The organism is Janibacter terrae NBRC 107853 (assembly GCF_001591405.1).
Classification (GTDB): domain Bacteria; phylum Actinomycetota; class Actinomycetes; order Actinomycetales; family Dermatophilaceae; genus Janibacter; species Janibacter terrae.
Window position 1 is genome coordinate 958,244 of the sequence record NZ_BCUV01000007.1, and the last position, 12,945, is coordinate 971,188.

The window sequence follows — 12,945 nt, forward strand, 5'->3', positions numbered from 1 at the left end:
GAGCGGTCGCCCCCGGCCGGAGCCTCGAAGCCCTCGGCGGCCTCAGACCCGCGCGACGGCCGAGGCGAAGCCGAGCCACGTGTGCCGGTTGCCCGCCCAGCACCAGCCGACCTTGGGCGCACCCTTGCGTGCCGCGCCGTCGCGGCCGGTGCCGTTGCTGATCCACAGGGCGGGGGTGCGCGCGTCGAGGCCCTTCGCCTTGGGCTTGCGCGAGGCGATGGTCATGAAGCACCGGTTGCGCTCGAGCCGCTCCGGCTCCTGCAGCAGCCAGCTGATGCCCTCGCTCACGGTGAGCGGGTGGCGCCCGCGGGCGCGGATCGCCGGCAGCGCCTCGTCGGGCGACCAGTTGGCCATCTCGTCGCCGCGCTCGACGTCGGTGACCCAGTAGAGCGGCGCGTCGGGCACGGTCTCGCCCTCGATCGGGGTGAAGTCGGCCAGATCGGTCATGTCCTCGACGACGAACCCCGGCCTGCCGTCGAGCGCCAGGAGCGGCGCGAGGTCCGCCGCCGGCACGAGCCAAGGGGAGACCACGAGCACGCCCTCGCCCTCCGGGGCGTCGGGCACGAGCTCGGCGAAGGCGGTCGGGTCGAGCCCGGCGAGCGTGTGTGCCCCGAGGTCGATGAGGCGGGCGGTCTGGGCGGCGGCGTCAGCAGTCATCGCCGGTCCCAACGTCCGGCACGACGGCGTGCTTCCCGGCAGGATGTCCACCATGAAATTCGTCATCCTCGTCCACTCCAGCCCCCAGCCGTGGGGTCACCCGACCGGGGACTTCGTCGCCGAGCACCAGGCGCTGCCGCAGGAGCAGCGCGACGAGATGGACGCCCGCTTCGGGCGGCTCCTCACCGACATGCAGGAGAAGGGAGAGCTCGTCACCGCGGAGGCCCTCGGTGACCCGGCGAGGGCCACACTCCACCGCTGGGCGGACGGTGACCCGGTCGCCTCCGACGGCCCGTACGCGCAGGGCGAGGAGCACCTCGCCGGGTACTTCCTCGTCGACGTCGTGGACCGGGAGCGGGCGGAGGAGATCGCCCGCCACTTCGCCGGTCCCGGCGAGACGATCGAGCTGCGGCCCGTGATGCGGTCCGATGGTGAGGAGCAGTGACCACCAGCGCCCCTTGACAATGTACAACCAAACGGTTGTATGTTGGTGTCATGACACCGACGGACGAGGAGCGGGCAGACGCCTTCTTCCACGCGCTCTCCGACAGCACACGGCGGGACATCCTGCGTCGCGTGCTGGCGGGCGAGCACTCGGTGTCCGCCCTGGCCGAGAAGTACCCGATGAGCTTCGCCGCCGTGCAGAAGCACGTCGCCGTGCTGGAGCGGGCAGGGCTGGTCACCAAGAGGCGCAGCGGACGCGAGTCCCTGGCGAGCGGAGACGTGGAGGCCGTGCGAGCGGTCGGCGCGATGCTCACCGAGCTCGAGGACGTGTGGCGCGGCCGGTTCGCGGGGATCGACGCCCTGCTGGCCGACACCACCGACTGACACGCACCACGACACAAGGAGCAGGCACCATGCCCGTCACCGACATCACCAAGGACACCGACAACCACGCCCTCGTCATCACGGCGGAGTACCCCGTCAGCGTCGAGCGGCTCTGGCAGGTCTGGGCCGACCCGCGCCAGCTCGAGCGCTGGTGGGGCCCCGAGACCCACCCCGCCACCGTCACCGAGCACGACCTCACGCCCGGCGGCGTCGTGAGGTACCACATGACCGGACCCGACGGGCAGCTCTACCCCGGTGGGTGGGAGATCACGAGCGTCGACGAGCCGCGCGGGTTCACGGCCCGCGACTTCTTCGCCGACGCCGACGGCAACAAGGTCGAGGACGCCCCCGTCTCGACGATGACCGTCGAGCTCAGCGAGACGCCCGAGGGCGCCCGCATGGTCACGACCTCGGCCTATGCGACCGCCGAGGAGCTGCAGACCGTCCTCGACATGGGCATGGAGGAGGGCTCCCGCTCGGCCGCCGGCCAGATCGACGCGCTGCTCGCCGCGTAGCCGCCGATCTTCACCGAGAGTTCGCCCGGAGGACCCCCACGGGTCTCCCGGGCGGACGTCTGCGCGACCAAGGGTGGCAGGACACCCCTCATCCTCTGATCCCCAGGAGAGACATGTCCGACCACACCCTCGACCGTCGCACCCTGCTCGGCGGTTCCGCCGGCGCCCTCGGCCTGCTCGTCGCCGGCAGCGCCGCCCCCTTCGCCTCGCACGCCTCCGCCGCCCAGATCACCCGCATGTCGGCCGGGTACGGCCCGCTGCGCACGGCCGGCGAGCTCATGGCCCTGCCTGAGGGCTTCTCGTACAAGGTCCTCGCCGAGGCCGGCACCACGACCCGCGGTGGGTATGCCGTCCCCGGCAAGCAGGACGCGATGGGCTGCTTCGCCGGTCCGTCCGGCGGCTCGACCCTCGTGTGCAACCACGAGCTCGGGTCCTCCGCCACCCCCGTCCCCCACGTCGATGGCCTCGTCTACGACGAGGGCGCGAAGGGCGGTACCTCCACCCTCGTCGTCGACAAGGACGACAACGTCCTGGAGCACTACACCTCCGTCGCCGGCACGGCCACCAACTGCGCGGGTGGCATCACCCCGTGGGGCACCTGGCTGACCTGCGAGGAGACCGAGGCCATGGCAGGCAGCGGTGGCTACACCAAGGACCACGGCTACGTCTTCGAGGTCGACCCGACCAGCCAGGCCGCCAACCTCGGCAAGGCCAACATCCCGCTGAAGTTCCTCGGCCGCTTCGCCCACGAGGCCGCCGCGGTCGACCCGACCGTCGGCCAGATCTACCTGACGGAGGACGCCGGCAAGCCGAACGGCCTCTTCTACCGCTGGACCCCGCCGACCGGCTACGTCCAGGGCAAGGGCTCGCTCCACGCCCTCGCTGCGGACGGCGCGGTCGAGGTCGGTGCCTTCGAGGCGCTCAAGGCCTTCGACTCCGAGGGCCGCCACGTGCCCGACCTGTCCTACGCCACCAAGCCGAACACGAAGTACACCGTGACGTGGGTCGAGGTCCCCGACCGCGACGCGCGCACCACCTCCGTGCGCAAGCAGCTCGGCGACGACCAGGTCACCCGCGCCCGCAAGCTCGAGGGCATGTGGTGGGGTGATGGCGGCGCCTACGTCGTCTCCTCCTTCGCGCGCCTGTCCGACGGCTCGGTCAACGAGCACGACGGCCAGGTGTGGTTCTACGACCCGAAGAAGCAGACGATCACGCTCACGACGATCTTCGGCGTCAACTCCGACCCGGACACCAGTGACGAGTTCGACGGGCCGGACAACATCACCGTCTCCCCCCACGGCGGCCTGATCCTCGCCGAGGACGGCAATGGCACGTCGCACCTGGTCGGCGTCACCGACCAGGGCAAGGCCTACCCGCTGGCGCGCAACCTCAGCAGCGACAGCGAGTGGGCCGGCCCGTGCTTCAGCGCGGACGGCTCGACCCTCTTCGTCAACATCCAGAGCAGCCCGGGTCGCACCTTCGCGATCACCGGGCCGTGGGGTCGTCCGTCCAACGCGAAGGCCTGAGCTGCTCCCTTCGTGCTGAGCAAGAGAAACCTCGCCTTCGCAGGAGTTTCAAACTCTTGCGAAGGCGAGGTTTATCGGGTGACCCGAGAAACCTGGGGCGGGTGAGGCGTCACGCCGGGTGCCACGGCCGATCGGGCCGCGTCGCGACCGGCGAGCCGCTCACCCGCACCGCGTAGACCGGCGGCGGTCCCGCGTCGGCGACGCCGAGGTAGGTGTGGCCGGTGATCCGGCACCATGCGGGCAGGTCGATCGGTGCGACGGGGTCGGTCGTGCTCAGGTGCACGACCGACTCCGCGTCCAGCTCGGCGACCCGGGCGCGCAGCAGGATGAGCAGCCGCGCGCACGAGAGGTCGCCCCCGTCGATCCGCTCGACGGCCCGCTCGTGTGCCTCCACCCGGCGTCAGGCGAGGACGGAGCGAAGGGCGTCGCGCACCCGCTCGTCGTCCGGCGTGACCTGCGGGCTGAACCGCGCGACCGGGGTGCCGTCGGCGTCGATGACGAACTTCTCGAAGTTCCACCGGACGTCGCCGCTCTCGCCCCCTTCGTCGTGCGTCCCGACGAGGCCCTCGTAGACGGCGTGGCGACCGGGGCCGTTGACCTCGACCTTCTCGCTCATGGGAAAGGCGACGCCGTACGTCGCGGAGCAGAACTGCGCGATCTCCTCGGACGTGCCCGGCTCCTGCCCGCCGAACTGGTTGCACGGCAGCCCGACGACGGCGAGGTCCGGGTGCTCCTCGTGCAAGGCCTCGAGGGCGGCGTACTGAGGGGTCAAGCCGCACTTGCTGGCGACGTTGACCAGGAGCGCGGGGCGCCCACCGGTGAGATCACGCAGGGTGCCGGGCGTGCCGTCGAGTCGGGCGAGGGGGGCGTCGAGGATGCTCATGGGTCGACGATACGGGCCCTGACTAGGCTGCCGACATGCCCGCCGCCATCGCCTTCGTCGTGGTCACGCTCATTCACCTCGGGGCGCAGGCGACGGCCCCGGGCGGGGTGCTCGCGGACCTCACGCAGGTCCTGCTCGTGCCGGTGCTCGCGTGGTTCCTGGTCGCGACCACGCCCGCGCCGCCCTCGCGCCCGGTGCGGCTGGCGCTCCTCGCGCTCGGCCTGTCGTGGCTCGGCGACACCCTGCCGCGCTTCGCGGACGAAGGGAGCACCACGGGTCTCGCGCTCATGCTCGCCTGCTTCCTCCTCGCCCAGGTCGTCTACGCCGTGGTCCTGCGCGGCACCGGTCTGGACCGTGTTGCGAGCAGTGGTGTCGTCGCCCTCGTCGTCTTCGACGTGCTCGTCGCGCTGCGGGCCCTCGCCGACGTCGAGCTGCCGTTGCACGCCGTGTGGGTGATGCTCGCCTACGTCCTCGGGCAGGCCCTGCTCGTCGCGGCGATCGCGCACCAGGACCGGGCGCGCCCCGAGGCCGCCTGAGGTGCGCAGCCACCGCATCTCCGACGTCGCCGAGCAGGCCGGGCTCTCCCGTGCCACCGTGGACCGCGTGCTGCACGGCCGCGCCGGGGCCAGCCCACGCGCGGTCCGGGCCGTCGAGCAGGCCGTCGCCGAGCTCGACCGGCAGGCCGGCGCGCTGCGGCTCGGGGCGCGCTCGCTCGTCCTCGACGTCGTCATGCAGGCGCCCGAGCGGTTCTCCGGCGCCGTGCGCGAAGCCCTCGAGTCCCAGCTCACCGGCCTGCGCCCGGCGTCCGTGCGCGCACGGTTCCACCTGCGGGAGTCGGGGACCGTCGAGGACGTCGTCGCCACCCTGGACGGCATCGGACGAAGGGGGCGCACCAGCCACGGCGCGCTGCTCAAGGTCCCCGACGACCCGCGCGTGGCCGCGGCGATCGACGACCTCGCCGGCCGCGGCATCCCGTCGGTCACCCTCGTCACCGACGTCCACGGCTCGCGCCGCATCGCCTACGCCGGGCCCGACCACGAGTCGGCCGGCCGGACCGCCGCGCACCTCGTGCACCGGTGGGGCGCCACCGACCGCGGCACCGTCCTCGTCACCCTCAGCCGGGCCAGCTTCTTCGGGGAGCGCACCCGGGTCGAGGCCTTCGTGCGACAGCTCGCCGCGGAGGCCCCAGGTCTCGAGGTGCGTCGCGTGCGGGACGCCGATGGGCTCGACGCCTCGACCGGGGCCGTCGTCGCGGGTGAGCTCGACGACCTCACCGGACCCGTCGGGGTCTACTCCGTCGGGGGAGCCAACCGGGCGATCATCGCGGCGCTGCGGGCGAAGGGGGTCACCCCCTTCGCCCACGTCGGGCACGACCTCGACGCGGACAACCTCGCGCTGCTGCGCGCCGGCGAGATCGACCTCGTCCTCCACCACGACCTGCGCGAGGACGCGCGCTCGGCGGTGCGGGCGGTGCTGCAGCACCACGGGCTCGTGCCCGGCGCGCCGCTGTCGGTCGCCTCCGGGGTGCAGGTCGTGACGCGGCACAACATCCCTGCGCGGCTGCTGCCGGGGGGAGGCGCGTGAGCGCGGGCTACCGGCACGGCAGCGCGGAGTACCGGCGGGTCGTGGCGTCGCTCTTCGCGGCGGGCCTGGCGACCTTCACCCTGCTGTACTCGACGCAGGCGCTGCTGCCGGACCTGCGCGAGCAGTTCGGCGTCTCCGCGGAGGCCTCGACGCTGAGCATCTCGCTCACGACGCTCGGGATCGGCGCGGGACTGCTCGTCGCCGGTCCGGTCTCCGACGTCGTCGGGCGCACCCAGCTGATCCACCTGTCGCTCGCCGCCTCGGTCGTCGCGGGCATCGCCTCCGCGCTCGCCCCGACGTGGCCGGCCCTGCTCGTGCTGCGCTTCGTGGCCGGCGTCGTGCTTGCCGGTCTGCCCGCGGTCGCGACCGCGTACCTGCGCGAGGAGCTGCACCGGGAGAGCCAGGGCCGGGCGGTGGGCCTGTACGTCGGGGGCACGGCCTTCGGGGGGATGTCCGGGCGGCTCGTCGCCGGCCTCGGGGCCGAGCTCGGCGGCTGGCGCTGGGGGATCGGGGCGACCGTGGTCGTCGCGCTGGTGTGCGCGCTGGTCGTGCGGATCGCGCTGCCGGCCTCGCGGGGGTTCAGGGCCTCGCCCGGCAACCCGCGGGCGCTGCTCGCGACGACCCGCAGGGCGCTGTCGGACCGGGGGCTGCTCGCGCTGTACGCGATCGGTGGCTGCAGCCTCGGCGCGCTCGTCGCGATCTTCAACGCCGTGGGCTTCCGGCTCACCGACGAGCCCTTCTCGCTCGGGCTCGGCGCCGCGAGCATGGTCTTCCTCGTCTACCCGCTCGGCACGCTCAGCTCCGCGTGGTTCGGCCGCGCGGTCGACCTGCGGGGACGACGACCGGTCATCCCCGCAGCCGTCGTCATCGCCATCGCGGGCGTCCTCATCACCATCCCGGACCACCTGCCGCTCGTCGTGCTCGGCCTCGCGGTGCTCATCGTCGGGTTCTTCGGCCTGCACGGCATCGCGAGCGGCTGGGTGCCGATCCGGGCGGTCGCCGGTGGGACGAGCGCCGGTCAGGCCGCCTCGCTCTACCTCTTCACGTACTACCTCGGGTCCTCGGTCTTCGGCTCGGCCTCGGGCCTCGCCTGGACGCACGGCGGGTGGAGCGGGGTCGTCGCGCTCGCGATCACGCTGCTGGTCGTCACCGCCGTGCTGATCCGGGTGCTCCACCGGACGCCGTCGCTGGTGCCGGGTCGGTGGTGAGCCCGCTCGCGGCCAGACGCCCCGAGGACGGCGAAGGGGTCCGCGCGGGTCACTCGTGGCTCGTGGGCTCCTCGGCCTGCCCGGGCGTCTGCACCATCAAGCAGGTCGCGATGCTCAGCGCGGCAGCGACGGCGAGCATGACGAAGGCCGCCTGCACCCCGCCCGTGCGCTCGGCCGTCGTCGGGTCGGCGCCGGCGACGAGCGACATGACGGCGATGCTCGTCGCCGTGGCGGCCGCGCCGAAGACCTGCTGCGAGGAGCCGAGCAGCGCCGACCCGTGGGCGTACAGGGAGGTGGGCAAGGACCCGAGGCCCGCGGTGAAGAGCGGTGTGAAGAGCAGCGCCAGCGACAGGCTGAGCAGGACGTGCAGCACGAGGACCGTCCACTGCCCCACGTGCGGCAGCAGGACCGCGAAGAGCCCGAGCGACACCGTCATGCCGACAGCGCCGGGCACGACGAGCGGGCGCGCCCCGATGCGGTCGTAGAGCCGGCCGATCACCGGCCCGAGCAGACCCATGGCGAGCCCGCCCGGGATGAGGAGCAGGCCGGTCTCGAGGGTGGTGAGCCCGAGGCCCTTCTGCAGGTGGATCGGGAGCAGGATGACGGAGCTGATGAGCGCGGCGAAGCCGAGGCACATGGTGACGAAGGCCCCGGTGAAGCTGCGGTGGCGGAACGCGCGCAGGTCCATCAGCGGGTCGCCGCTGCGGGCGAGGGCACGCTGGCGGAGGGCGAAGACGACGAGTGCGACGACTGCCAGGCCGGCCGCCGGAGCAGGCGGGACGAGCGGTGCGGCCGGGGTACCCCCTTCGCCCCCGTGGCCGCCGCCGAGCCCCGAGAGGCCGTAGACGAGACCGCCGAAGCCGACCGTGGCCAGCGCGACGCTCGGCAGGTCGAGGCGGCTCGGCCCGCGCTCGCCGACGTCGGGCAGCTGCCGCAGGCCGAGCCACAGCGCGACCGCGGCGATGGGGAGCACCGCGAGGAAGATCAGGCGCCACGAGCCGAGCTCGAGCAGCACGCCGGAGACCGCCGGGCCCATGGCCGGGGCGACGGCGATGACGAGCGAGACGTTGCCCATCGTGCGGCCGCGGTCGCCGACCGGCACGAGGTCCATCAGCGTCGTCATCAGCAGCGGGATCATCACCGCGGTGCCGCTCGCCTGGACGACCCGGGCGGCCACGAGGACCTCGAATGTCGGCGCCGCCGCGGCGAGGGCCGTCCCGATCGTGAACAGGCCCATGGCCAGCGCGAAGGTGCGACGGGTGGCGAGGCGTCGCAGGATCCACCCGGTCATGGGGATGACGACGGCCATCGTCAGCATGAAGGCCGTGGTCAACCACTGCGCCGACGTCTCCGGGATGGCGAAGGCGTCCATGAGGCGCGGGATCGCGTTGTTCATGATCGTCTCGTTGAGGATCACGACGAAGGTGGCGACGGTGAGCACGCGCAGGACCAGGGTCGTCCGGGCAGGCGTGGTCACGGGGTGCGGCGGGGCCGCGGTGAGGGGCATGCGTCCATGGTCCGGTACCGCAACGAGTGGACCAAACGGGAGGACACTGGAGGCATGTGCCGAAACATCCGACAGCTGCACAACTTCGAGCCCCCGGCCACGAGCGACGAGGTGCGGGCCGCCGCGCTGCAGTACGTGCGCAAGGTGAGCGGGTCGACGAAGCCGAGCCAGGCCAACCAGGCGGCCTTCGACGAGGCCGTCGAGGAGATCGCCCAGGTCACTCAACACCTGCTGGACCACCTCGTGACGAGCGCCCCGCCCAAGGACCGTGACGTGGAGGCGGACAAGGCCCGCGAGCGGGCCCGGGTCAGGTACGGCCGCACCGGCTGATCCGACTTGCGCGAAGGGGGGTGAGTGTGGCCTCGGGCGTGTCGCCGCCTGTGGATGGCGGATGGTGAATCTTTTCTGGGTCCACACGTGTGAGCGGACGTTTCCGCAGGTCAGACCCGGTGTTGTGACCTGGGGGACAGCGAGATCCACAGGGTTCTCCACGGGCTGTGCACAGTCACATGGCGCGTCGTCCACACACTGTCCACAGGTCTGTCCACAGAGTCGTTTGGTGTTGTCGGTGCTGGGTGCGACTGTTACGCGGTGACGACGAGCGAGATGGACACGAGGGTCTTCGGGGACACGGGCCCGTACTCCTCCGCTCCGCCGCCGGACCGTCTGCCGCCCCAGGATCTGGGCGCGGAGCAGTCCGTGCTCGGCGGCATGCTCCTGTCCAAGGACGCGATCGCCGACGTCGGTGAGGCGGTGCGGGGGCACGACTTCTACAAGCCCGCGCACGAGTTGATCTTCGACGCGATCATCGACCTGTACAGCCGCGGCGAGCCGGCCGACGCGATCACGATCGCCGACGAGCTGAGCAAGCGCGGCGACCTGCAGCGCGCCGGCGGCCAGGCGTACCTGCACGACCTCATCCAGTCCGTCCCCACGGCCGCCAACGCCGGCTACTACGCCCAGATCGTCGCCGAGCGCGCCGTGCTGCGCCGCCTCGTCGAGGCCGGCACCAAGATCGTCCAGATGGGCTACGCCCAGGGCGGTGGCGACGTCGAGGAGATCGTCAACGCCGCGCAGGCCGAGGTCTACACGGTCGCGGAGAAGCGCGGCGGCGAGGACTACGCGCCGCTGTGGGACACGCTCAACGAGACGATGACCGAGATCGAGGTCGCCGCGGGGCGCACCGACGAGATGACCGGTGTGCCGACGGGGTTCCAGGACCTCGACGAGCTGACGCACGGTCTGCACCCGGGGCAGATGATCGTCATCGCGGCGAGGCCGGCAATCGGCAAATCCACGCTGGGTGTGGACATCGCCCGGGCGGCAGCGATCCACCACGGCATGGCGACCGCGATCTTCTCCCTCGAGATGAGCCGCAGCGAGATCACCATGCGTGTCCTCGCGGCGGAGGCCAGCATCCAGCTGCAGCACCTGCGGCGCGGAAAGATGAGCGACCCCGACTGGCGCAAGCTCTCGCGGGTCGTCGGGCGGATCAGCGACAGCCCGCTCTACATCGACGACTCGCCCAACCTCGCGCTCATGGAGATCCGCGCCAAGGCGCGGCGGCTGAAGCAGCAGCACAACCTCAAGCTCATCGTCATCGACTACCTGCAGCTGATGAGCTCGGGCAAGAAGGTCGAGTCCCGCCAGCAGGAGGTCTCGGAGTTCTCCCGTGCGCTCAAGCTCCTGGCCAAGGAGCTGCAGGTCCCGGTCATCGCGATCAGCCAGCTGAACCGTGGCCCCGAGCAGCGCACCGACAAGCGCCCCGCGATGAGCGACCTGCGTGAGTCCGGCTCCATCGAGCAGGACGCCGACCTCGTGATCCTGCTCCACCGTGACCGTGACCCCGGGTCGGAGCGCGAAGGGGAGGCCGACGTCATCGTCGCGAAGCACCGCAACGGCCCGACGGCCGACATCGTGCTGGGCTTCCAGGGGCACTACGCGCGGTTCTCGAACCTGGCGAAGGACTCCGGCGGGTTCTGATGGGCAATGGGGCTGCTTCCGTGGTGGAACGTGGCCTTCAGCCGCCCATCCTCGGGTGCAGCATCCCTGTTCGACGCGTTCCGGTATCGGTTCCTGACCGGGTCTGGCCAGCGAGTAGCTTCCGACGGCTGTTAGTGGTCGTCGGCAGGATGGGCCCGCATCCGCGGGTCCATGCCCAAAAGAAGCGGGACGAGCGCTGGAACGCTCGCCCCGCCGGAGGTCGCCTGAGACAACCTCGATGTAGCAGTCGCGAGTCTAGGTGCCTCCCCATTTCGGTCCAACTGGACCGGGAAGGAGGACGCGATGTCTCCACATCGCTGTCGCGTCAAGCTGGTCGGCCGATCCTGTGATGGTCACGACCTTTGTGTCCCCCTCACCCGCGGAGTTCCGCCGGAACTGCGCTGTGAGGACTCCGCGCCGGTGGGCTATGGCCGGGGCGGTGGCTCTGTGTGCGGGTGCCAGACGCCCGCAGATCTCAGCGGGATCGTTGAGCGCGAGCTGAGGGACAACCTGCTGGAGAGCCGTCGGCGAGGCTACGTCTTGGTCCGCGCCGTCTGAAAAGGTCTGCCCGCACCAGAGACTGTGCGGGCAGACCGTCGTTCAAGGCTGAATCGAAGGCGGCGCGAGAACCTCCGGGTCGGGCGACGTGCATGTTGAACGCGGCCCTCGCGGCAGAAGCAATCCGAGCTGCGGCAAGATGACGAAAACAATCGTCGTCTTGCCGTGAGGGGTCCTGTTGAGCACGCTCGGAAGCTTCATCTGGTCGATCGCTGACCAGCTGCGGGGGCCGTACCGGCCGAACCAGTACGGCAACGTCATCCTCCCGCTGACGATCCTCCGACGCCTCGACTGCATCCTCGCCCCCGACCGCGAGATGGTCCGTGACCTCGCGGCCAAGTTCGACAACCCCAACCGGCTCAAGGTCGAGGTGAAGAAGGCGACCGGGCGGACCTTCTACAACACCTCGAACTACTCCTTCGCCAACCTGCTCAAGGACGCCGACGGCCTGGCAGACAACCTCAACGACTACATCGACCGCTTCTCCCCGGACGTCGACGTCTTCGAGTACTTCGACTTCAAGAAGGAGATCGTCGCGCTCGAGAAGGCCGAACTCCTGCGCGAGGTCGTCAGCTCCTTCGCGGCGATCGATCTGCACCCCGATCGGGTCTCCAACTCGGACATGGGTGACGCCTTCGAGTACATCATCCGCAAGTTCAACGAGGCCGCGAACGAGACCTCGGGAGATCACTACACGCCCCGCGACGCGATCAAGTTGCTCGTCGACCTGCTCTTCGCCGAGGAGGACGCCGGCCTGGGCGAGGCCGGCATCGTGCGCACGCTCTACGACCCCACGGCTGGCACGGGCGGCATGCTCTCGCTCGCCCAGGAGCACCTGCTGGCGCAGAACCCGGACGCGCGGCTGAGCCTCTTCGGGCAGGAGTACAACCCGCAGTCCTACGCCATCTGCAAGTCGGACATGCTCGCCAAGGGCAACGACCCCACCAACATCGCCTTCGGCAATACCCTGACCGAACCTGCCTTCACCAATCGCCAGTTCGACTTTTGCATGTCCAACCCGCCCTACGGCGTGGACTGGAAGCAGTACGCGAAGGCGGTCAAGGAGGAGCGCGACCAGGCCGGCCCCTACGGCCGCTTCGCGCCCGGTCTGCCCGCGACCTCTGACGGACAGATGCTCTTCCTCCTGCACCTCGCGCACAAGATGCGCGACCCGCAGGACGGTGGCGGCCGCGTCGGCATCGTCATGAACGGTTCCCCGCTCTTCAACGGCGCCGCAGGCTCGGGCCCCTCGGAGATCCGACGGCACCTGCTGGAAGGCGACCTCGTCGAGGCCATCGTCGCGCTCCCGACGAACATGTTCTTCAACACCGGTATCGCCACCTACATCTGGATCCTCGACAACTCCAAGATCGACGAGCGCAAGGGCAAGGTCCAGCTCATCGACGGCACGTCGTACTGGACGAAGATGCGCAAGAGCCTCGGCTCGAAGAACCGCGAGATCAGCGACGCGGACCGCGCCAAGGTCCTCAAGCTCTACGACGACTTCGAGGACGCGGACCCGGAGCACTCCAAGGTGCTCCGCAACGAGGACTTCGGCTACTGGACCATCACCGTCGAGCGGCCTCTGCTGGATGACGAAGGGGAGGTCGTCACCGACCGCAAGGGCAAGCCCAAGCCGGACAGCAAAAAGGGGACTGCTGCACGAATAGGTGACAACTGAACTGGCTTGCCCGAC

At 70.8% G+C, this 12,945-nt stretch carries 14 protein-coding genes; 10 read left to right on the forward strand and 4 right to left on the reverse strand.

The genetic code is table 11. From position 1 onward, the window contains the following. Positions 1 to 42 precede the first annotated feature (42 nt). Entirely contained in the window at positions 43 to 657 is a 615-nt protein-coding gene (locus JT1_RS14275) for a DUF5701 family protein (protein WP_068327840.1), read from the reverse strand. Positions 658 to 709: 52 nt separating this feature from the next. Between JT1_RS14275 and JT1_RS14280 the strand changes: the two genes are divergently transcribed. The 4 genes from JT1_RS14280 (at position 710) to JT1_RS14295 (ending at position 3,526) form a co-directional block, all read left to right on the forward strand. Further along, positions 710 to 1,102 carry a YciI family protein gene (locus JT1_RS14280; RefSeq protein WP_068327843.1) on the forward strand — a complete coding sequence of 131 codons (393 nt, stop codon included), beginning with the start codon at positions 710 to 712 and terminating at the stop codon, positions 1,100 to 1,102. Positions 1,103 to 1,152: 50 nt separating this feature from the next. After that, complete coding sequence (locus tag JT1_RS14285) at positions 1,153 to 1,485, forward strand: ArsR/SmtB family transcription factor (protein ID WP_068327850.1); 333 nt, start codon at positions 1,153 to 1,155, stop codon at positions 1,483 to 1,485. A gap of 29 nt (positions 1,486 to 1,514) precedes the next feature. Then, entirely contained in the window at positions 1,515 to 2,000 is a 486-nt protein-coding gene (locus JT1_RS14290; protein ID WP_068327853.1) for an SRPBCC family protein, read from the forward strand. A 113-nt stretch (positions 2,001 to 2,113) separates the two neighbouring features. Next, complete coding sequence (locus JT1_RS14295; protein WP_068327857.1) at positions 2,114 to 3,526, forward strand: alkaline phosphatase PhoX; 1,413 nt, start codon at positions 2,114 to 2,116, stop codon at positions 3,524 to 3,526. Positions 3,527 to 3,635: 109 nt separating this feature from the next. On the opposite strand, the gene JT1_RS14300 is transcribed toward JT1_RS14295, so the two are convergent. After that, the gene (locus tag JT1_RS14300; protein ID WP_068327860.1) at positions 3,636 to 3,920 is read right to left on the reverse strand and encodes a sulfurtransferase TusA family protein; all 285 of its coding nucleotides are present in this window, start codon (positions 3,918 to 3,920) and stop codon (positions 3,636 to 3,638) included. A gap of 6 nt (positions 3,921 to 3,926) precedes the next feature. After that, a complete protein-coding gene (locus JT1_RS14305) occupies positions 3,927 to 4,409 on the reverse strand; it encodes a glutathione peroxidase (RefSeq protein ID WP_068327862.1) in 483 nt (160 codons plus the stop codon). 35 nt (positions 4,410 to 4,444) lie between these two features. On the opposite strand from JT1_RS14305, the gene JT1_RS14310 reads away from it, so the two are divergent. From JT1_RS14310 to JT1_RS14320, 3 genes are read left to right on the forward strand one after another with little or no spacing between them, the layout of a single operon-like run. Then, complete coding sequence (locus JT1_RS14310; RefSeq protein WP_068327865.1) at positions 4,445 to 4,945, forward strand: lysoplasmalogenase family protein; 501 nt, start codon at positions 4,445 to 4,447, stop codon at positions 4,943 to 4,945. A gap of 1 nt (position 4,946) precedes the next feature. Continuing rightward, complete coding sequence (locus JT1_RS14315) at positions 4,947 to 5,993, forward strand: LacI family DNA-binding transcriptional regulator (protein ID WP_068327869.1); 1,047 nt, start codon at positions 4,947 to 4,949, stop codon at positions 5,991 to 5,993. Further along, on the forward strand, positions 5,990 to 7,201 hold the full coding sequence (locus JT1_RS14320; RefSeq protein ID WP_068327872.1) for an MFS transporter: 1,212 nt from the start codon (positions 5,990 to 5,992) through the stop codon (positions 7,199 to 7,201). The genes JT1_RS14315 and JT1_RS14320 overlap by 4 nt, the downstream gene beginning before the upstream one ends. A 49-nt stretch (positions 7,202 to 7,250) precedes the next feature. Here JT1_RS14320 and JT1_RS14325 read toward each other — a convergent pair whose 3' ends face one another. Beyond that, positions 7,251 to 8,708: a DHA2 family efflux MFS transporter permease subunit gene (locus tag JT1_RS14325; RefSeq protein ID WP_068327876.1), complete on the reverse strand. Its 1,458-nt coding sequence runs from the start codon at positions 8,706 to 8,708 to the stop codon at positions 7,251 to 7,253. Between the two features lie 54 nt (positions 8,709 to 8,762). Between JT1_RS14325 and JT1_RS14330 the strand changes: the two genes are divergently transcribed. The 3 genes from JT1_RS14330 to JT1_RS14340 all read left to right on the forward strand — a co-directional run bounded on the left by JT1_RS14330 (position 8,763) and on the right by JT1_RS14340 (position 12,930). Next, complete coding sequence (locus JT1_RS14330; RefSeq protein WP_068327878.1) at positions 8,763 to 9,038, forward strand: DUF2277 domain-containing protein; 276 nt, start codon at positions 8,763 to 8,765, stop codon at positions 9,036 to 9,038. A 276-nt stretch (positions 9,039 to 9,314) separates the two neighbouring features. Beyond that, positions 9,315 to 10,691, forward strand: coding sequence for a replicative DNA helicase (gene dnaB, locus JT1_RS14335; protein WP_169702068.1), 1,377 nt, complete (start codon positions 9,315 to 9,317; stop codon positions 10,689 to 10,691). Between the two features lie 736 nt (positions 10,692 to 11,427). Further along, positions 11,428 to 12,930 carry a type I restriction-modification system subunit M gene (locus JT1_RS14340; RefSeq protein ID WP_218005604.1) on the forward strand — a complete coding sequence of 501 codons (1,503 nt, stop codon included), beginning with the start codon at positions 11,428 to 11,430 and terminating at the stop codon, positions 12,928 to 12,930. The last annotated feature ends 15 nt before the right edge of the window (positions 12,931 to 12,945 follow it).